Raw genomic sequence first — 19,681 nt, forward strand, 5'->3', positions numbered from 1 at the left:
AATTTTTATTATTTGGTTAGATCCTCAAAAGAAAATACCTCCGTAGAAACTTCGCCCAGCCAGCCGCTTTTGGCCAGAACACCGCATTGTATTTTGATAAAGTCAATATATTGCAGATTGGCTTCCGTTCCATCGGCATGGATGGCATTGGAAATTTTGAAACCGTTCCTTTGTCCGCTTCCATCCACCGTACTGCCGCCTTCTATCTGGTCGTTTCCGAAATTATCCACGTACCCCCAGTCATAACTCTGATTATCCCAATAACCGGTTTGAGAATCTTGGGTGTTGCGGGCGGCCAGACAAGTGCCTGTCAGGGTATAACTGTTTTCCGAAATCCAAGCCGGATAATAATAGTCTTGTGTATGATAAGCGGACAGATAGTCTACCCAGCCATTTCTACCGTCGGAACTGATCCATTGGACATCCATTTTTTTGCCTTCCGGACGGTAATAGGTCACTTCAAAATTCTGTATTGTTTCTTCCTTGCCTGCTTCAGATCCTTTCAGTTCGTACCACTCGTCATCCGGCAATCCGTTTCCGTTTATATCTTGCATGACCCATACGATACCCGGTTCGGAACTGCCGTCAAAGGCGTTCCCCTGAACACAGAAATCATATTGGTTACCCGAATTGGGAATACTGTGGTCGAAGCCGACGATGATATAACCCCCGAAAGAACCTAAAGAGACGTGCAGTTTGTCTTTCAAACGCTGTGTTGCCCATGCGACAGCCGCTTCAGGGGATGTTTCGTTGCCGGTCATACCGCCTATCGTGCTCGTCTCGTTGATAAATTGGCCGGGAGCTGGGGTATATTCATAGACTTTATTCCAGAGCTTGGAACTTCCCGAAGCCCGGAAGCCGTCTTGTTCCTTTTTGTCCACACAAACGACTTTTACGGTGGCAGTGACAGCCGTTTTCCCTTTGTCGATATTCCTGCTTATTTTTTCCGTCGGTGTGTCTTCCGACACAGTACAGGAGACGGTGTATTCTCCGGGTGCGGACGGCGTGAACTTGAACATGCGTTCCACTTCTCCTTCCATGACCTGACCGTCCACACTCCACTCAAAACGGGGATTGTCGAAATACTCCAACAACGGACGCAGGAAAACAGGACGGTCGGCAAAAGTGTACCTGTCCGTGGATGTTTGCAGGTAAGACGGGGTCGGGAATTTGACAACGTAGGGCATCGTTTCCACGACCTCTACGCTTACGTCTTTCGTTGTTGTCCCATCTATATTGGAAGCGTTGATTGTCACCGTATAAACACCGAGTTCTTTTTCATTGAAAGTATAAGTATTCTCGGTGGAAACGATTTTTCCTTCCCGTACCCATTCGATTTTGAACCCTTCGACATCCGAATGCTGAATATCGGGAGTAAATGTGTAATCGGTATTCCGGACGACTTTTAGCCCCTGCGAAGGTAGTGCCAGTGAGATGACCGGAGGGGTGAGTTCTTTCACTTCTACTTTCAGTTCCTCTTCGGCATAGCCTTCCGCATTGTCTACTCTTAGTTTGACATAAAAATCCCCGCATTCATTCCATGTACGTTGAAGAGACGGACCCGAAGAAACCAGCGTACCGTCTATCGTCCAAGCAAAAAGAGCATCTTCAACATTCTGGTATGTCGGGGCGATAGTCAATTCGTGATCGACCTTGACCGTGTAAATACCGGTCTCGCTGTCAAGTTCTATTATAGGTTGTCCTCCTACTTCTTCGGTAATGACTTCATCCTTGTTGCAGGAGGTGAACAGCATACAGGCAGAAATAATAAAATAGTGAAAACGATGCATGATGTGTGGATTTTAGAAAAATAATAGGGATACCCCCGACAGAAGGGATATCCTTGTATTCTTTTTATTGTATGGTGATATCATCAATACAGATATAAGCTGGAGTATTCAAACCGTATGCTCCCGAATCCGAACCCTCGAAGTTGAATTTCACACTTTGCACCCCTTCGGCATTGATTTCCCAATAATCCCATGTCGTGATAGGATCAACCTGTTGTTGACCGTTACGATAATCGGCTAAAAGACGTTTGTAAGTGCGGATCAGACCGCCATTCGCATCATAACATTCCAGATTCACTTGGAAATACCCTTTCATCTCTTTCAGAGGAGTCGCTACCCCCGTAGAACCGAACTGATTACCATAAGTAATGACACCATAAGTGTATGAGGTGTTGCAGATCCACAGGCCGACCAATTTCCGGGGAACATTGAAATAAAATTCTGGTTTAGCCATCCATGCCTGATTGTAAGCATCCACATATCCGTAAACGACACCGAAATTGGAACCGCTGTGCCCGGCTTCCTTATTCTGTCCTTCCGCTTCCACCGCAGTGTTATAGACAGAACATTGGTTTAGATAAGAATACCACCAGTCTCCGGTATTTCCCGACTGATTGGAGCGGATGTTCCAGTTGGAAAGTGCGATGCCGCCGCTGGAATACTCTGTGCTTCCACCTACAGTATTAAACATTGAAAGGAAGAGATATTCTTCCGGAGTATTGTCGTAAATGGTGGTTACTTGAGGATACCCTTGGTACGAATAAAGATTTTCTCCGGCCGAGGTAGGTCCTGCTAACATGCCGGGATCGAAATCATCGAAAGTGATAGTTAAAGTACCGTCCGGATTTGTCACAGCACGGGTTTGCGAAGTTCCGGAATCAACCGGGTCCATCAAAAAGTCATCGTCCGAACTACAGCCAGAGAACAAGGCGGTTGCGGTAAATAGACAGGCACCTGCCAGAAAGCGTAATTTTCTTTTCATAGGTCACTCATTTTAATGTAAAACATATTATTAACAAACACAAAAAATTCCCGTTCGTGCGGACTTACACGAACGGGAATATGTCTGTCTTCAAATATTGAATGGCCGATGAGCTATTCCTTATTTGATTACGACCCGTATATCCCGCAGGTGTAAATCTCATTCCGGTCATGGCAGGTCTTCTGACTCGTCCCGGTCATCGTGCCTTCCCGGTATTACACCAGTGGCAAAAGTTCGATGTCCGTTTTTGTGGACTCACAGCAGCGGGCACTGTCCCGGATTTTCACCGGGTTCCCTTTTCATTCGGAAGGCGTAAACCTCCCGAAACCATTTCCCGACTGCAAAATTATCTATATTACATATCAATTCCAAATAATTCATAATATTTATAATAAAACACACAAAGCATGACAACCGTACTGTTTTAATTAGAGCATTCAAGTTTACGACAAACGAAGACGGTAATTATCATACACAATATCCATAAACCAACAAAACAGCTTGCCATTTTCCATAACAATGCGTTCTGGAATAGATAACTGTTAGCTGCAATTATGCAAGCAAAAAAAGCAGACAGAATAATGACTATTAATATCATGCACCAGAAATTGATCCTATAAATTTATGGAAAACAAGTAAGGGAATGGAAGTTCCGTTGCCGCATGGATGCAGGTGAAGGACCTTCTCTTTTAACGTTGGATACGCCAATGCACGCCAACGGAAGACTCTGATATTATCTGTTTGGAAAGGATATAGGATGTGCGTTACTTTGTCGCATATTCAGAATCTTAAAAAGAATTTTAGTATGGAACTGACAATTATTGAAACAAGCGCGTATTAGGAGTTGAGAAAGCTGGTCAGCACGCTGGTCGTACAGATAGGCGACTTCCAGAAAAAGATTGCCCCGCCTGCGCCGGACAAGTGAATGGATGCGCAGGTCGTATGTGATGGACTTATGCCCAAACACTTTCTGAAGAGTTTCCAGCAGCATCCCCTTGAGTATGGCCAGAACGGCAAATGCGTGGCGTCCGATGTGCGGGGTGACCTCGCCCCGGAGTTGCATTTCCTGCCTATGATTCCAAGACTGAGCCGCATGGCATTGTATTCACCTACCGGAAAGACACATTCGGGGAGTCTTTCTTTTCATCCGTACCCCTATATTTTTCAATCAGTTCGATAGCAATGGGCAATAATTTTACGACATACGCCACTCCCGTTTTTATACGGTTGCCCATCAGCCATGTACCGCCGTCGGAGTCGGTATGGATATTATCGTATGTTATGGCTTTCAAGTCCACATAGGAAAGACCGGTGAAGCACATGAACAGGAACATGTCGCGCATGGCACGCTGGCGTTTGTATCTCGGTTCTATATGGATTATCCTTTGCAGTTCCTCTTCGGAAAGGAAAGAACGCCTCTTGTATTCGGGCATACACTCGAATGATGCGAACGGATGAACCCGTATCCAGCCTTTTTCCTGCGCGATATACATCAGCCACTTCAAGGTATTGACACGCCCGAAGACAGTGGAGTTTGCCAAAGCGCATGTACCGAGCATCCAGTTGTAGTAATCCTCGATGAATGATTTCTCAAGTTCTTCGATGACAATATCCTCTGCATTCTTCTTGCTTTTCATGAAAAGCAGGAGACTCTTGTAATCGGCAACCAGACCGCAGTAGGTGCTTTCGGCTTTCTCTATGCCGATTTTCTTTTTATACGGTTCCAGCTGTTCCCTGAAAAGGTTCATAAGGGTGTGGCATTCCTCTGAGAAGCCGACATAGCGGTTATAGACTTTCTTAACTGTCGTGGTCGCAGATGTACTGGTAGTGCCTGGTGATTTGCGCCTTGATATTGTCAAGCTCCTGATTGAGTGTACGGGCCTCCTCGGACTTGCCTTTGGCCCGGTTGGTTTTGACGTCCCACAAAGCGAGGGACACTTCTTTCTTACAACTGAAACCGGCTTGGGTTCCATTGATGGTGATACGGCCCATAATCGGTGTCTTTCCGTTTTTTACAGACTGTTTATTCTCAAAACACTTAGCTATACATGGTCTGCGATAAGCTAAGAGAGATTCCCCTTACACAAAAGCATGGCATCTCCTTGTCGTATCTCGCCTTTATACTTTTATGTATAGTAGTCTACCGGATCGAATGAACAAGACCTATCCCATACATAAACCAATTTAGACTGCTATGTTATTTTTGAGGAAGAAGATGGAATGAGACCAGATACCCTCTTTAAGGCTGACTGTAAGTCGATTAAATGTAGAAAAAGATTGCTTTTGTCACAAGTAAAGTGTATATTTGCATTGAAAGAATCGTTCTTTGACAGAGGCAAAAGAAAACAGAATATTGTAATTCGCTCGTTTCTAAATCGTTACCTGATATTAATTAAACAGAAATAACTGTTTAATTTTCAATTAGATAGAGATTGTATGATGTTTCAAGCTATGGAAGGTGATGTGCTTTTTAATTTTAGCAGCCTTCAACCATTCGTGCATTACTTTTTGAGTCATATAGTAAAACAATCCTTTGAATACCTTTCCAGTTCCTTTTTTTCCCATCAGATGCAATGCGTCATCATTAATCGGGACAATATTCTGTTTCGTTGTCTTTACAGCCAGAAAATCAAGATACTTACTTCCGTCAGCATATTCTTTCACCATCTCCCAAGTCAATGCGTTAACATCGCTGAAACGTAGGCCAGTAAAGCAAGAAAACAAACATGCCCGTTTCAATACATCTATTTTACAATCTGTGTTGTAGAGCTTGTAAATCTCCTGTAAAGTCAGACTTTCTTTTAATGTATCTTCGTATTCTATGCGGTCGAGGTAGTCATTTATATTCTCATTGATCAATCTGGACCTGTATGCAATCCGGAGGAATCCTCTGAATGTTGACCAATATCCGGCAACTGAGTTATTGGAAAGTCGTTCGCCAGTCCGCATACTTTGAGCATGTTCTAAGAGATATTCTGCAAATCCTTGACATAATTCCACATCAACTTCTCCAAAGGAACATTTCCCGTTGACATAGTTCTTGAAATGTTTGCATACATATATCCACTTCTGATTATGCTTCTTGGCTTCTTTTTCATAATAATCTATGAAACTTTCATTCAGGCGTTGCTTGTCATAAAGATTATACCGTTCATTGATGATTTCCTCAAATCTTCGGCATCGAATGATTTCTGCTTTTTCTTCCATAGTTTTATTGAAAGCAAGTTCATGTGAATTCTTGGGGCTCTCGTAAATGTATATACCCGAATATTCATGACGTATGGTTTTCATCGTTTTTTTGTCCCGATAAGGTGGATAGTAATCGAGATAGTATGACATTTTGCCATGCTTACAATGGCGGAGTCTTAATGTTACTTTCTTACAATTCTGCATATCTGTGGGTATTTATAATTTGTTTCTATTTAATGGCAAATATCCAAGATGATTCTCTGCTTACTACTGGTAATAGAGAGTAATTATAGAGTAAGTTAGAATAAGCTTACTGTTTACGCTCATGGATAGCCCGGATGACATCTTCCTTTAAGAACAGAGTAAACCTTCCATCACGTTTCTTCTGTATATTTTTGTATCGGGCCAGACTGTAAACTTCTTCTCGGCTTAACCCGAACTTCTCTTTGATTTGTTCAACTGTATAATAGTCCTTCTGATCTTTGAGTCCTGGATTTCTGGCATATTCAACATCTGCTTTTGAATAGAATGTAGTTTCATGAACCTTTTTACTTGGTATCTTGTGGCGGGAAACCAAAGTTCTTCTGGCTGCAGTGGACAGACCATACAGCTCTTCAATCTGTTCTCCTGTAATCCATTCGATAGAATCTCCTTCAACAGATTCTGAAACAGGAACACGATGTCCGAATAACTCTTCCACAGCTTTTAACTCGTAGAAGTTTATGTGCTTGATAGTTATTCTCGGAACTTTGGCTTGCCTTGTTCTACCATGTACATGATGAACTGTTACCTTGAACCGTTCAGCAATCTTCTGTGCGGTTATATAGTCTTCAGGAACATCGAACTTTTCCGGATCACGGTTGAACAACTGTTCTACGGCATTTGCATTAAAGTAGTTTCGATGTTTGATGAATAGCTTTTCCAGTTTCCCTTCACGGGTTTTCGCCTGGGCAGCTTTCTCTGTAATACCATATTGTTCAGCAATCTGTTTGATTGAGATATAGCCGTCAGGAACCTTATCGGTCTTCTTCTGTTTTTTTCTTTTCTCAACTTCTTTATCAAGAAAACCTGTAGTCATTCTTTCTTTTATAATCCTGTCAAAGCTATTTCGTTCAACGATTGTCAATCGGCCCTGCTTATGGTTTGGAATGTTATAATTGTGGACATAATAATTGATCTGGTCCTTACTTAATTTGTATTTTTCGTGTATATCCTTATAGGTGTAATAAAGTGGATCAACATTCTCTCTTTCACCTTTGAAGGTATCAATATGCGCACGTGAGTAGTAAACCTTACGTCCTTGTGTGATACGGGGAATATCATTCCTTTGAACGAAAGAAAGCACAGCAGCATGGCTCATACTGAACTTTTCCATGATTTGATCTATTGTGTAATAGTCATTCATATCCATTTCAGCAATAAGTTCTGCAAAGTGTATATCCACAAGAGCTTTGTCATAGAAGGTGTTTCTCCCTTGATACACTTTTTTAATGCCATACTTCTCACAACGATTCCATACAGCACGACGGGTAGTATGGAATTTATTTACAATCTGGCTGACTGTGTAATATTCCCGTTTCTCATGAATCTTGCCTGTTCGTGCCTGATATTCTTTTGGCCGATCGAACAAACCGTCAATATCTTTCCGTCTGATAAGAGTCTTTCCTTTCATCTGAACGGCTTTTATAAGCCCACTGGCAAGTTCTCTGTACACCGAAGATTTTCCGATGCCCAGGTAAGCTGCAGCCTCTCTCGGAGTAAGGAATCTCTTTTGTTCGAGAACAGATTTCTGGGAGGAAACTTCAACAGGCACATCCTGAGGATTTGACTCAAGATAGTCTGAAATTTCCTTCTCTCGCATCTTTCTTTTGTAGTCTTTGCCATTACACTGACGTGAGCAATACTGAGTAGCCAATGTATGTGCAATAAAGAGCTTTCCGCAGTACTTACATCGTTTCTGTATCTCCATTGCCGTTTCTGATATTCGTGATAATTTCGCCAGCGAAGTCACCCAAAAGTGTCCCACCACGTCCCAGGGTGTCCCAGCTTGTGCTCTCAATGTCATTTGGGCATTTTCCCAGGGTGTCCCAAGGTAGTGACTTCAATGTCATTTAGTCGTAATCGCACCGCTTTTAAGTTCCATCGCGGTTCAAATACGGTACAAAAATAGTCGCAATAATTTGAAACAACAAAAAGCTACTCGGAAGTGTTAAAAAATAAAAGTCCCTCAAAATAAGGGACTTAATGTAAGTTATTTGAAGATGTTTTGAGTTGTTTAGTGTACTTTACTTCCCGATGCAAAAGTGCTTAAATATATTCCCCAGCACCTCATCCGTCTCAATCGTTCCGCCCACGATTTCTCCCAAGTGATAAAGACATTCGCGAAGGTCTTGTGAAACCAGGTCACCGGAAAGTTGCATGGCCAGTCCGTCTTGTACGCGGTGGATAGCTTCCAGCGCACGGCTTAGTGCTTCGTAATGGCGGATGTTGCTCACCACTACATCGTTCTGCGACAGGTCGGGCAGGGCAGCGAAGTCCACCAACTGCTTCTGAAGCTGAGAAAGTCCCTCTTTCTGCTTGGCCGAAAGGGAAAGCACACAAGCATCCTCCGGCAAATCGGGGAGAGCCACTTTCAGGCGATCAAACTGTGCATCCTTCGAAGCCGCAGTATCCATATCTGCCGATGGAAGCAAATCCGCTTTGTTGAGCACAATCACCAGGTGCTTACCTTCGCAGCGAGGAAGAATCTTGTCGGCCAACTGACGATATTGCTCTTCGGCACAAGTGGCATCAATAACCCAAAGCACGATGTTGGCCTGATCTAGCTTCTGGAAACTCCGTTCGATGCCTAAGCTTTCGATGGTGTCGGTTGTTTCGCGGATACCGGCGGTATCGATGAAGCGGAAGGTGATACCTCCAAGATTCATGGTGTCTTCAATGACGTCGCGGGTGGTGCCATGAATGTCGCTCACGATGGCACGTTCTTCGTTCAGGAGGGCATTCAGCAGGGTGGACTTACCGGCATTTGTTTCGCCAACGATAGCCACGGGCACTCCGTTCTTCAGAGCATTGCCCACGCTGAACGTATCTACCAGGTGATGGATAACCTGCTCAATCTGACGGGCGATGTCTTCCAGTTCCGAACGGTCGGCAAACTCCAGTTCCTCGTGGTCGCTGAAGTCGAGTTCCAGCTCCATGAGGGAGGTGAGATGGAGCAGTTTGTCGCGCAGGACGGCCAGTTCACGGCTGAATCCGCCGCGCATCTGGTTCATGGCCATGCGGTGGGTAGCGGCAGAGGTGGATGCAATGAGGTCGGCCACGGCTTCGGCCTGGCTCAGGTCCATCTTGCCGTTCAAGAAGGCACGCTGAGTATATTCACCCGGTCCGGCGGCACGGCATCCTTGGCGGATAAGGAGCTGCATCACTTGCTGGAGGATGTAGCTCGATCCGTGGCAGGAGATTTCCGTGGAATCCTGACCAGTGTAAGAGTGGGGGGCACGGAAAAGGCTGACCAGCACTTCGTCGATGATTTCTCCTTCGGGCGTGAGGATATGGCCGAAGGTGAGAGTATAAGGTGCGCGTTCGGCTAATGGTTTGCCGGAAACGGGCTTAAAGACGCGGTCGGTGAGGGTGATGGCTTCCGGCCCCGACACGCGGATGGTACCGATGGCTCCACCCTGAGCGGTGGCAATGGCACAGATGGTATCTTCAGTTTGTAATATGTTCACGTGTGTATGTCTTTTTAAAATCCTTGCAAAGATACGGTTTTCGGGTTACATCCGGAAGTGGAGTCGGCAGATTTATGCGGGCTGGTAGAGGGTTTTCACCAGCAGGTCGACTACTTTTTCGAGGTATTCACGGTCGGTTTCATCGAATGTAGCCAGCTGGTCGCTGTCGATGTCGAGCACGCCCCGCACTTCTCCTGCCGCTATCATCGGCACGACGATTTCGGAACGGGAGAGGGAACTGCAGGCAATGTGCCCGGGGAACTTATCTACGTCGGGCACGAGTTGGGTACGGGCTTCAGCCCAGGCGGTGCCGCATACGCCGCGTCCTTTCTTGATGCGGTAGCAGGCCACGCTGCCCTGAAACGGACCAAGGTGGAGTTCGCCTTCGTGTACGAGGTAGAAGCCTACCCAAAAGAATCCGAAGGCTTCTTTCAGGGCGGCACTGGTGTTGGCCAGTACGCTGATTTCGTTTTTCTCGCCTTCAATCAGAGGGGCGAACTGTTCGAGGAATTGAGCGTATCGCTGACGTTTGTCGGTAAGGGTGGATTTAAAACTTGCTTCCATATGAGTGGGTTTTCAGACATAAAAGCAGGTTCTCTCCCGAAGAAGAGAACCTGCTGATTCATAATAAGTTTGTTAGATTCTTTCGAGCACGACTTTAATCAGGTCGTCAATTTTGTTCTTGTATCCGGTGTTGGCTTCCTTGGCTACGCGGTTCGCAATGACCATGCACACGGTGGTAGCTTTATGGCCTTGCAGACGTGCCAGTCCGGCCAGTGCGGAACTTTCCATCTCGAAGTTGGTGATGCGGTGTCCCTGATATTCGAAGTTCTCGATTTTCTCGTTCTGGTGCGGGTCGGCCAGTGGAATACGGAGCTGGCGTCCTTGAGGACCGAAGAAACCGCCACAGGCTACTGTCACACCACGTACCATGTCTGTACCGGCGATACGGTCTACCAGTTCTTCGTTGGCATGAATCACGTAGGGAGCCGGTGCACAGAGATTGCCTGTCCAACCTAAATGGTTAAGCAGAGCACGTTCCATGGGCAGGTCGCATACCGCGTTACGTCCTTCGTAGAAGTTCAGGAGGCCGTCGAATCCTACGGAGATAGCGGAACAGATGTAGGTGCCTACAGGCGTATAAGGTTGCAAGCCGCCGCAGGTACCGATACGCACAATTTCCAACTGACGGAAGGTATCGTTTTCTTCACGGGTCTGGAAATTGATGTTGGCCAGTGCGTCGAGTTCATTCATTACGATGTCTACATTGTCGCATCCGATACCGGTAGAGGTTACCGTGATGCGTTTGCCCTGATAAGTACCGGTCACGGTACGGAACTCACGGCTTTCTACTTCGCATTCTTTGGTGTCGAAATGAGAGGCTACGAGAGCTACACGTCCGGGGTCGCCTACCAGGATGACTTTATCTGCCAGGTGTTCCGGTTTCACGTGGAGGTGGAACACCGAACCATCTTCATTGATGATCAGTTCTGAAGGAGGAAAATACTTTTTCATACGCATTTGTTTTTAGTTAGCAAGTTAAGTGTTTTGTTTCTGTCTTTTTATTTGCCGATGGGTTCATGTCCGGCCGGGTGTGAATCAGGGCGGGCAATGCTGCTTCGCATGTCGGTGTCGGCCTGAATGTTCTTCATCCGATAGTAGTCCATGATACCGAGGTTGCCGCTGCGGAAGGCCTCTGCCATGGCTTTAGGCACTTCTGCTTCGGCTTGAATTACGTTAGCACGTGCTTCTTCGGCTTTGGCTTTCATTTCCTGCTCCAGGGCAACAGCCATAGCACGACGTTCCTCAGCCTTTGCCTGAGCGATGTTCTTGTCGGCGTTGGCTTGGTCTATCTGCAAGGAAGCTCCGATGTTACGACCTATATCAATGTCGGCAATATCAATGGAAAGGATTTCGAAGGCAGTACCGGCATCCAGTCCCTTACGCAACACAAGTTTGGAGATGGAGTCGGGATTCTCGAGTACTGATTTGTGGTTTTCGGAAGAACCGATGGAGGAGACGATGCCTTCGCCTACACGAGCCAGTACGGTGTCTTCACCGGCACCACCCACTAATTGGCGGATATTGGCGCGTACGGTTACACGGGCTTTGGCTATCAGCTGGATACCGTCTTTGGCTACAGCGGTTACAGGAGGTGTGTCAATGACTTTCGGGTTGACCGACATCTGTACGGCTTCGAACACGTCACGTCCGGCCAGGTCGATTCCGGTGGCCATCTGGAAAGACAGGTCGATATTGGCTTTTGATGCCGATACCAGTGCATGTACCACCTTTTCCACGTGTCCGCCGGCCATGTAGTGAGCTTCCAACTCGTCGCGCGTAATGGTGCTCAGTCCGGCCTTGTGGGCTTCAATCATGGCAGGCACGATGACGTAAGGCGGTACGTTACGGATACGCATCAGGAACAGCTGGATAAGCGAAATCTTTACTCCTGACACCTTGGCCGAAAGCCAAAGAAAGAAAGGTACATAGTGAAAGAATATGACCAGGAAGATAATGGCACCTCCGGCCAGTATAAACGGAAGATAAGCGGGATTAATCATATAACTTAGATTTAAAAGTGAATACAAAAAGGGAGAGAGGGATTATGCCTGCTTCACGTAAACAGTGGTTTCGTTGATGCGGACAATTTCTACCGGTGTTTTTTCGTCGATGAATCCGTCGGCCGATTGCACCTCGATGATGTGTCCGTTGAAGTCGGCATTACCTATCAGGGTCAGGCGGGTGACGCTCATGCCTTTGTCACCGGGTTTCAGGTCCATTCCTTCAAAAGGTGAGGGACGGTAGTCGAGCGTTTTCTTCAGCGACAGGCGGTCTACGGTCTTAGAGCGCATGAACCACCACGTTACGCCGATGATACCCAGCAGGGAAACTCCTAAGGTAATGAATCCTGCCTCCGAACCGAGTGATGTAAAGGCGGAATAGATAGCATACAGGATGCATACCGCCGACCCGATTCCCGCTATGCTGATGCCGGGAATCAGGAAGACCTCTATGGCAAAAAGTATCAATCCGCCTACGATGAGTGCAATGATAATCAGTGTTTCCATGGTTATGTGAATATTAAGGATTTTTGAGTTTGCGGATTTCCGTGTTCCGGATGTCGAGGGTCAGACGAGCTATCTCCTCGCGCAATTCCTTCACCCGTTTTTCCTGGTCTAGTATGCCGGGAGTCAGCTGACTTTTTGTACTCTGATTACCAGAAGCGTACTTGGCCCGTACTCTGTCAAGTGCATCAATCATCGTATCCAAATCCTTTTCCTTCTGCTGGAGCAACTGATATTTCTTTCGTGCATCAGCCGATCGGAAATCACTAAGTGTGTGATAAATAGCGTTATCGTCCACCACGAAACGGAAGTCACCTTTCTTCTGGGTTTCATTGCCTCCGTACATCACTTGTGCCAGTTGCTGTTTGGCGATGCGTACCTTGTCGGCATCGTTCCAGGTGTGACGGATACCGTTCAGCATAGCTACGTTGGTCAGCAGCGCAGGGTCGGTGGTGTCATAGTCGTACACCCGCTTGGAATTGTTGGGGGCAAACACGTACACACAGACTTTTCCTTCCGGCTGATAGCGGTCGGAAGCAAACCAGCCCAAGTCGTTGAAATCGTCGATGGCATACATGTAATCATTGAAAGGAGAGTTAAACGGTAATCCCATGTTGTCGGGCTTCAGGTAGCTTCCATCCTCTGCGTCATAGCGGGTAATGAAAATATCGTATCCGCCTAAACTGGCTTCGCCCTTGGCTGCAAAATACAAGGTAATGCCATCGGAATTCATGAACGGATAGTTCAGGTCGGTACCCACCTCTTCCAGTCCTTTGACTTTCTCCGGCACACTCCAGTCTCCGCCTAATGTAGCGCTGGAGTACAGCACCTTCTGGTTGGTTTCCGGCAAACGGTGGGAAAGTATCTTCTTGTCCTTCATCCCGTTCGTAAATTCCGTGCAGTCGCTTTCTCCTGTCAAACCGATTTTTCCAGATTCTTCGTGGATTTTATAAGCTTCAAGAAAATTCGCTTTATCGACTACAAAACTATCAATTACGGCCACATTCTCTACGCCTCTTATCATACGAGCTCCCATGCGGTAGCGATTCATCAAGCCTTCCACTTCAGAAGCGTCACGATTTTTTCTTTCCAGCCAATAGATATGTTCATCCAGATTCTCAATGGCTTCGTCGAAACGGTAGAGGTCGGCATACGCCTTGCTCAGATAAAGATAACCGTTGATTACCTTGCGTTCGGCACTCTTTTCCAGATAAGGAAGTGATTCCTGCAGTTCGCCTGTCTCGTAACAGCAGGCGCCGTACCAGAAATTGTAATTGGCATTCGAAGAAGACTGTTTCACCAAGCGCTTGAACACGGGTTTGGCCTTATCGAATTCTTTATTGTTGAACCATTTCTGTGCCTGGCTTAAGCTTTGGGCAGAAGTTCCTCCTGCGCAACAAAGAGCCAGCAGAGGAAGCAAATATCTTTTTTTCATCGTTTCTGTGTCTAAAAGTTTCTCAAATGTAGGAATATTCTTGGAATTATGCCATTTTCTGTTCTGCTATTTTTCATTCAGGCAGAACTTTTGTGTGTTTATTTTTGCGAATGTAGTAAATAATACGCTATTGTCAAAGCGTACGCTCCGGCTGACTTGATAAAAATCTGTAACGAGAACCTGTGGTTCGGGCGTTTTTTCGTAAATTCGTCGCCGTTTTAACAACATACGATATGGGAAAAATGACGGAAGAAGACCGCCTGATGCGCCGCATCAACCAGCGGTTTATGAAAGGAGTGATGAATTACAAGCTGATAGAGGAGGGCGACCGCATTCTGGTGGGGCTTTCGGGAGGAAAGGATTCGCTGGCCTTGCTGGAGTTGCTGGCCCGACGTTCGCGCATCTACAAGCCGAAGTTTTCGGTGGTGGCGGCGCACGTGGTGATGAAGAACATTGCTTATGAATCCGACCAGACTTACTTGCGCGAATATGCCGAAAGTTTGGGAGTGCCCTACGTGTGTTATGAAACGGAGTTCGATCCGTCGACCGATACGCGAAAGTCGCCGTGCTTCCTCTGCTCATGGAATCGCCGCAAGGCCCTTTTCACCGTGGCCAAAGAGCAGGGATGCAACAAAATCGCCTTGGGACATCACATGGACGACATACTGGAAACCCTGCTGATGAATATGACCTTTCAGGGAGCATTCAGCACCATGCCGCCGCGCCTGGTGATGCGCAAGTTCGACATGACCATTATCCGCCCCATGTGTCTGGTACACGAAGCCGACCTGAAAGAGATGGCCGCTCTCCGTGATTTCCGCAAGCAGGTGAAGAACTGCCCGTACGAGAAAGATTCTCACCGTTCGGATATGAAAGAGGTGTTGGCACGTCTGGAAGCCATGAATCCGGAGGCTCGCTATAGTTTATGGGGAAGCATGAACAACATCCAGCACGATATGCTTCCGATAGAAATAAAAGAAGACGGCTCACTCAAATAAATGTCAGTCGGCAGAATGAAGAATCACCTGTTTGCCGGACATGGTGACTTTTCCTTCGGCAATCAGTTCAGACAAAGCACGAGCCAGTGACGGACGTGCCACTCCTAAGATAAAGGCTACTTCCTGCTGGTTGTGGATGCCACCGTGCATTTTCAGGTAGTTCAGCAGGCGTGATTTCAAGCTTTGCAAGGCAAACTCGTTCAATTTTCGACTCAGGAACAAACTCCGGTCGGATATCGTGGCAATGAAATTCCGCATTACAGCCGGCTGGGCATGCATGAACTCCTCAAAACGTATCCGGTCCATTACAAGTACCTCACAAAGTTCTGTGGCTTCCACATTTACCGGAAAGCGATTCTCCGAGGCATAGATAAAAGCCGGTGCCAGAATGTCGGGTGCCTTAATCCAGTCGATGGTAAGTTGCTTGCCCTCGGCATTCTCCATTTGTGTCCTCACATGTCCCTTTATCAGAATAAACAAGGAGCGGCACACGTCACCCTGGCGGGCAATGAATTCTCCTTCCTTATATGTGCGCAGACTGTTCGGGGCTTCACGGAGCAACTGATAAAGTGCCTCCGGGTCACAGCCTTCAAACAGGCTCATTCGGCTCAAAATTTCGGTATGCATCTTTCTTTTAACTTTTCTTTGGGTTGCGTGTCACATAGGTGACAGAAATCCCGTGCAGGATTCCTCATCTTTGCGCAAACTTAATGAAAAATCAATAATAACCCAAGAAAGAATATGGAAGGAAATATGTTTTGTTACCAGTGTCAGGAAGCGGCTAAAGGCACTGGATGTGTGTTGCGAGGAGTGTGTGGAAAGAAAGATACCACCGCACGCTACATGGATTTGTTGCTCTTTGTGGTGCGCGGCGTATCGGTGGCTGCCGATGCCTTGCGCACGAAGGAATACGAAGTGGAAGCCGGTACGAATGAGTTTGTCACTGACGCACTTTTCTCTACAATTACCAATGCCAATTTTGACGATGAAAGTATCCTGGCTCGTGTGAGAAAGGGACTGGAACTGCGCGATCGTTTGAAGGCATGTGCCGTAGAAGCAGGTATCGTCCTACCGGAAGCGGATGAACTGACATGGAACGGTAAAGAGGAAGAATACCTGTCCAAGTCAGCTTCCGTAGGAGTGTTGAGAGAACGGAACGAGGACCTTCGCTCGTTGAAAGAACTGCTGATGTACGGACTGAAGGGAATGGCAGCTTACCATGAACATGCCATGCGTCTGGGATTTGCCGACGAGGCCATTCATGCCTTTATGCAATCGGCTTTGGCGCGTATTACCACACAAACAATGGGAGCGGATGAACTGGTGGCTCTGGTACTCGAGGCCGGACAGCACGGAGTGCAGGTAATGGCTTTGCTGGACCGTGCCAACACCACTCGCTACGGACATCCGGAACTGACGAAGGTAAACATCGGAGTAGGGAAGAATCCAGGTATCCTGATCAGCGGACATGACTTGCACGACCTGGAAGAGCTTTTGCGCCAGACGGAAGGTACGGGAGTAGATATATACACGCATAGCGAAATGCTCCCGGGGCACTATTATCCGGCCTTCAAGAAATACAAGCATTTTGTAGGAAACTATGGAAATGCCTGGTGGAAGCAGCGTGAAGAGTTTACGGCATTCAACGGCCCGATTGTGTTCACCACCAACTGTATCGTACCGCCACTGGAAAATGCGACTTATAAGGAACGGATGTTTACGGCTAATTCAACGGGGTATCCCGGATGCAAGCATATTGCCACGGATGCCGACGGCCACAAGGATTTTTCAGAGGTCATCGCACTGGCCAAACAATGCCAGCCGCCTGTAGAGCTGGAGCAGGGAGAGATTATCGGCGGATTTGCCCATAATCAGGTGATGCAACTGGCTGACAAGGTGGTAGAAGCCGTGAAGAGCGGTGCCATCCGCAAGTTTGTGGTTATGGCCGGATGCGACGGACGCATGAAGAGCCGCGACTACTATGCCGACTTTGCTCAGGCACTTCCGAAAGATACGGTTATCCTTACGGCTGGTTGCGCGAAGTACCGTTACAACAAACTTCCGTTAGGCGATATTCAAGGAATTCCCCGTGTGCTTGATGCCGGACAATGTAATGACAGTTACTCATTGGCCGTAATTGCCTTAAAGCTGAAGGAAGTCTTCCAGTTGAACGACATCAACGAACTCCCCATTGTGTACAACATTGCCTGGTACGAACAGAAGGCGGTCATCGTCCTGCTGGCCCTGTTGAGCCTGGGCGTGAAACATATTCACCTAGGACCTACCTTACCAGCCTTCCTCTCACCAAACGTAGCCAAAGTACTGGTAGAACAGTTCGGTATCGGAGGCATTACTACCCCCGAAGCGGACATGAAACTGTTCGGTATCTGTTGACGGCTTAATACGATTTCTCGTTAGCCAAGTTCCAGGCGTTAAGGAAAGAAGCCTTGGTGATTTCCACCACCTTCTCCCAGTTCAGCTTGTCGGCATGGTCAGAAGGCTGGTGGTAATCCGGATGTCCGTCAGTGTGATACCAGATGATGGGAATGTCGTGTACGGCAAACGAAGCATTGTCGCTTCCTCCCACCGGACGGTCCCACGGGCGGTAATCCGGTTGCAGTTTCAACCCGTAACGGGCAATGTCATCCTTGAGCCACTGGCCCAGTGCCGGATGTGCTTCCGTATAGAAATACACCACGTGCTCAGGTTGTTCCGGCCGATTGTTCCGGCCAATCATATCGAAATTCAAATAACCTTTGATATCCTTTATAAAATCGCAGTGCTGCATGAAATACTTAGAGCCTAAGAGTCCTTTCTCTTCTCCATCCCAGAATGCGATGATGACGTTGCGCAGGGGCTTTTTGCCACTGGCCTGAAAAGCACGGGCAATCTGCATCACGGCCGATACACCCGACGCATTGTCATCGGCTCCGTTGTAGATCTTGTCACCTGCCAGTGTTTCATCAATTCCCAAGTGGTCGAAATGTGCGCCTACCACTACGTACTCATTGGTCCGTTCTCCTGGAATCATGCCCAATACATTGGCCATGCGGAGCGAACGGTGCGTACCCTGTTTCAACTGGGCAATGGAATCAGGATGTACCTGCCAACGGCCTTTCTGCTGCCGTTCCTTGGCACAGGCTTCGAAAGGCTGGTAATACGAATCATCATACAGAGGAGCAATGCCGGCTTCCTGAAGACAGGAAACCAGGTAGCGGGCTGCCACGCGCGAGCCAATCATGCCGGCTTCACGTCCTTGCAGCGCGTCATCGGCCAAAAAGCCTACAATGGCCTCGGCAGAAGTACGGTTGATACTCTTCAGACCTTTTTCTACGGCGGTCTGTGCCTGAAGGAAAGATGTACCGCATGAGCCTATCGCCCACACCAGTAGGAGAGAAGTGATTGTCTTTTTCATAATGAGAGCAAAAATAGGCAGAACTTATGAATTTCACAAACTTATCCTAAAAATTGAGATTGATTCCAGTCATCACAGTGGCACGCGGCATGGGATACCCGGCATTGATTTCATATTTCTGTGCCAACAGGTTTTCACCACATGCCCAGATGTCCAGCCAGCGGTTCACACGGAAGGTAGCACGCAGGTTCTAAAGCACGAAATCTTCGGTCACCACGGGGTCTGTCTGCGTATAAAGTCCGGCAATGTATTGCAGCCCCGTAGATACGTTCCACCGCCCTCGCGAGAAACTGGTTCCGGCATAAAGTTTATGTTCCGGAGCAGCGATGACCGGATTCTTCATGTGAAGGTAACTGTAATTTCCGTCTACCGACCAGTGGCGGTCGATACGGTAGGCAGCCTGTACTTCTACACCCGCATTCTCTATCTCTCCGGAGTTCTGGTTCAGCATACCACTTCCGTGAGGATTCGGCGACGTCTGGATAAGGTTCTTTCCGTCAATAAAGAACAGATTGACGCCATACTGCAGCTTGCCATTCATCAGTTGCTGTGAGAAGGCCAGTTCATAGTTCCACATAGATTCTGGTTGCAGGTCAGGGTTTTGTGGCGGGAACATGTACATTTCCCGAAGGATAGGGTAGCGGAAACCTTTTGAAGCCGATGCCTTCAGTTCCATAGCTTGTGGCAGATGAAAAGCCAGACCGACCTGCGGTACCCATTCCGTTCCCACACGCGAATGATGGTCTACCCGAAGTCCGGCATTGAACGTCAGCCACGAACGGATGTCCTGACGCAAGTCCACGTATCCGGCCAGTTCATCTTCCTGTTTATCCACCAGGTCGGCAGACGTACCCGCATTTTCTCCACTCACATATTCATTCCACGCATGCCCTCCGTAGCGGAACCAGTCAAAACCAAAGGTAATGCGGTTTCCCTTGAAGAATCGGGAACTTTGATAGAGCGAAACACCCATCATGTGGTCGCGGGAGTTGAAGCGGGCATCTTGCGGACCCTCTCCGGCAGAAGGAGTGTATCCGTTGTTAATCCAGTGGTTCCCCCAGTTATAGAAAAAACTG

14 protein-coding genes, 2 pseudogenes and 1 riboswitch are annotated in these 19,681 nt (G+C 47.4%); of the genes and pseudogenes, 2 read left to right on the plus strand and 14 right to left on the minus strand.

Features of this window, described 5'->3' with window-relative positions; genetic code table 11:
• Positions 1-8 precede the first annotated feature (8 nt).
• The 11 genes and pseudogenes from WKT20_RS11745 to WKT20_RS11795 form a co-directional block, all read right to left on the minus strand.
• Complete coding sequence (locus WKT20_RS11745; protein ID WP_004293827.1) at positions 9-1,790, minus strand: PKD-like domain-containing protein; 1,782 nt, start codon at positions 1,788-1,790, stop codon at positions 9-11.
• Positions 1,791-1,854: 64 nt separating this feature from the next.
• A complete protein-coding gene (locus WKT20_RS11750; RefSeq protein ID WP_007567599.1) occupies positions 1,855-2,772 on the minus strand; it encodes a DUF4465 domain-containing protein in 918 nt (305 codons plus the stop codon).
• 155 nt (positions 2,773-2,927) lie between these two features.
• A riboswitch (cobalamin riboswitch) is annotated at positions 2,928-3,119 on the minus strand.
• 599 nt (positions 3,120-3,718) lie between these two features.
• Positions 3,719-4,764, minus strand: a pseudogene (locus WKT20_RS11755) (tyrosine-type recombinase/integrase); the annotation flags it as partial.
• Positions 4,765-5,193: 429 nt separating this feature from the next.
• Positions 5,194-5,979: a site-specific integrase gene (locus tag WKT20_RS11760; RefSeq protein WP_340417404.1), complete on the minus strand. Its 786-nt coding sequence runs from the start codon at positions 5,977-5,979 to the stop codon at positions 5,194-5,196.
• A 292-nt stretch (positions 5,980-6,271) separates the two neighbouring features.
• Positions 6,272-8,026: a helix-turn-helix domain-containing protein gene (locus tag WKT20_RS11765; RefSeq protein WP_340417405.1), complete on the minus strand. Its 1,755-nt coding sequence runs from the start codon at positions 8,024-8,026 to the stop codon at positions 6,272-6,274.
• Between the two features lie 220 nt (positions 8,027-8,246).
• The gene (gene mnmE / locus WKT20_RS11770; protein ID WP_340417406.1) at positions 8,247-9,689 is read right to left on the minus strand and encodes a tRNA uridine-5-carboxymethylaminomethyl(34) synthesis GTPase MnmE; all 1,443 of its coding nucleotides are present in this window, start codon (positions 9,687-9,689) and stop codon (positions 8,247-8,249) included.
• Positions 9,690-9,761: 72 nt separating this feature from the next.
• A complete protein-coding gene (locus WKT20_RS11775; protein ID WP_118165132.1) occupies positions 9,762-10,253 on the minus strand; it encodes a GAF domain-containing protein in 492 nt (163 codons plus the stop codon).
• Between the two features lie 72 nt (positions 10,254-10,325).
• Positions 10,326-11,204: a nucleoside phosphorylase gene (locus tag WKT20_RS11780; protein WP_117701888.1), complete on the minus strand. Its 879-nt coding sequence runs from the start codon at positions 11,202-11,204 to the stop codon at positions 10,326-10,328.
• A gap of 47 nt (positions 11,205-11,251) precedes the next feature.
• Complete coding sequence (floA, locus tag WKT20_RS11785) at positions 11,252-12,253, minus strand: flotillin-like protein FloA (protein ID WP_007558521.1); 1,002 nt, start codon at positions 12,251-12,253, stop codon at positions 11,252-11,254.
• 42 nt (positions 12,254-12,295) lie between these two features.
• Positions 12,296-12,760 carry an NfeD family protein gene (locus tag WKT20_RS11790; protein ID WP_007558520.1) on the minus strand — a complete coding sequence of 155 codons (465 nt, stop codon included), beginning with the start codon at positions 12,758-12,760 and terminating at the stop codon, positions 12,296-12,298.
• Between the two features lie 13 nt (positions 12,761-12,773).
• On the minus strand, positions 12,774-14,192 hold the full coding sequence (locus WKT20_RS11795; protein WP_118165135.1) for a tetratricopeptide repeat protein: 1,419 nt from the start codon (positions 14,190-14,192) through the stop codon (positions 12,774-12,776).
• 233 nt (positions 14,193-14,425) lie between these two features.
• Here WKT20_RS11795 and WKT20_RS11800 point away from each other — a divergent pair, with 233 nt between their 5' ends.
• Positions 14,426-15,190, plus strand: coding sequence for an ATP-binding protein (locus WKT20_RS11800; protein WP_340417407.1), 765 nt, complete (start codon positions 14,426-14,428; stop codon positions 15,188-15,190).
• A 3-nt stretch (positions 15,191-15,193) separates the two neighbouring features.
• Here WKT20_RS11800 and WKT20_RS11805 read toward each other — a convergent pair whose 3' ends face one another.
• On the minus strand, positions 15,194-15,817 hold the full coding sequence (locus tag WKT20_RS11805; RefSeq protein ID WP_118165139.1) for a Crp/Fnr family transcriptional regulator: 624 nt from the start codon (positions 15,815-15,817) through the stop codon (positions 15,194-15,196).
• A gap of 114 nt (positions 15,818-15,931) precedes the next feature.
• Here WKT20_RS11805 and hcp point away from each other — a divergent pair, with 114 nt between their 5' ends.
• On the plus strand, positions 15,932-17,584 hold the full coding sequence (hcp, locus tag WKT20_RS11810; RefSeq protein ID WP_118441928.1) for a hydroxylamine reductase: 1,653 nt from the start codon (positions 15,932-15,934) through the stop codon (positions 17,582-17,584).
• Positions 17,585-17,588: 4 nt separating this feature from the next.
• On the opposite strand, the gene WKT20_RS11815 is transcribed toward hcp, so the two are convergent.
• Positions 17,589-18,605, minus strand: coding sequence for a M28 family metallopeptidase (locus WKT20_RS11815; RefSeq protein WP_340417408.1), 1,017 nt, complete (start codon positions 18,603-18,605; stop codon positions 17,589-17,591).
• Positions 18,606-18,651: 46 nt separating this feature from the next.
• Positions 18,652-19,681: pseudogene (locus tag WKT20_RS11820) on the minus strand (TonB-dependent receptor plug domain-containing protein); the annotation flags it as partial.

Origin of the sequence: Phocaeicola sp. ICN-14070 (genome assembly GCF_037892625.1) — a bacterium.
Classification (GTDB): domain Bacteria; phylum Bacteroidota; class Bacteroidia; order Bacteroidales; family Bacteroidaceae; genus Phocaeicola; species Phocaeicola plebeius.

Bases quoted from the DNA above. Each gene is read 5' to 3' on its own strand.
- WKT20_RS11775 (WP_118165132.1), bottom strand. From the start codon at position 10,253: ATGGAAGCAAGTTTTAAATCCACCCTTACCGACAAACGTCAGCGATAC.
- WKT20_RS11760 (WP_340417404.1), bottom strand. From the start codon at position 5,979: ATGGAAGAAAAAGCAGAAATCATTCGATGCCGAAGATTTGAGGAAATC.
- WKT20_RS11790 (WP_007558520.1), bottom strand. From the start codon at position 12,760: ATGGAAACACTGATTATCATTGCACTCATCGTAGGCGGATTGATACTT.
- WKT20_RS11795 (WP_118165135.1), bottom strand. From the start codon at position 14,192: ATGAAAAAAAGATATTTGCTTCCTCTGCTGGCTCTTTGTTGCGCAGGA.
- WKT20_RS11745 (WP_004293827.1), bottom strand. From the start codon at position 1,790: ATGCATCGTTTTCACTATTTTATTATTTCTGCCTGTATGCTGTTCACC.
- hcp (WP_118441928.1), top strand. From the start codon at position 15,932: ATGGAAGGAAATATGTTTTGTTACCAGTGTCAGGAAGCGGCTAAAGGC.
- WKT20_RS11805 (WP_118165139.1), bottom strand. From the start codon at position 15,817: ATGCATACCGAAATTTTGAGCCGAATGAGCCTGTTTGAAGGCTGTGAC.
- WKT20_RS11765 (WP_340417405.1), bottom strand. From the start codon at position 8,026: ATGACATTGAGAGCACAAGCTGGGACACCCTGGGACGTGGTGGGACAC.
- WKT20_RS11800 (WP_340417407.1), top strand. From the start codon at position 14,426: ATGGGAAAAATGACGGAAGAAGACCGCCTGATGCGCCGCATCAACCAG.
- WKT20_RS11815 (WP_340417408.1), bottom strand. From the start codon at position 18,605: ATGAAAAAGACAATCACTTCTCTCCTACTGGTGTGGGCGATAGGCTCA.
- WKT20_RS11780 (WP_117701888.1), bottom strand. From the start codon at position 11,204: ATGAAAAAGTATTTTCCTCCTTCAGAACTGATCATCAATGAAGATGGT.
- WKT20_RS11750 (WP_007567599.1), bottom strand. From the start codon at position 2,772: ATGAAAAGAAAATTACGCTTTCTGGCAGGTGCCTGTCTATTTACCGCA.
- floA (WP_007558521.1), bottom strand. From the start codon at position 12,253: ATGATTAATCCCGCTTATCTTCCGTTTATACTGGCCGGAGGTGCCATT.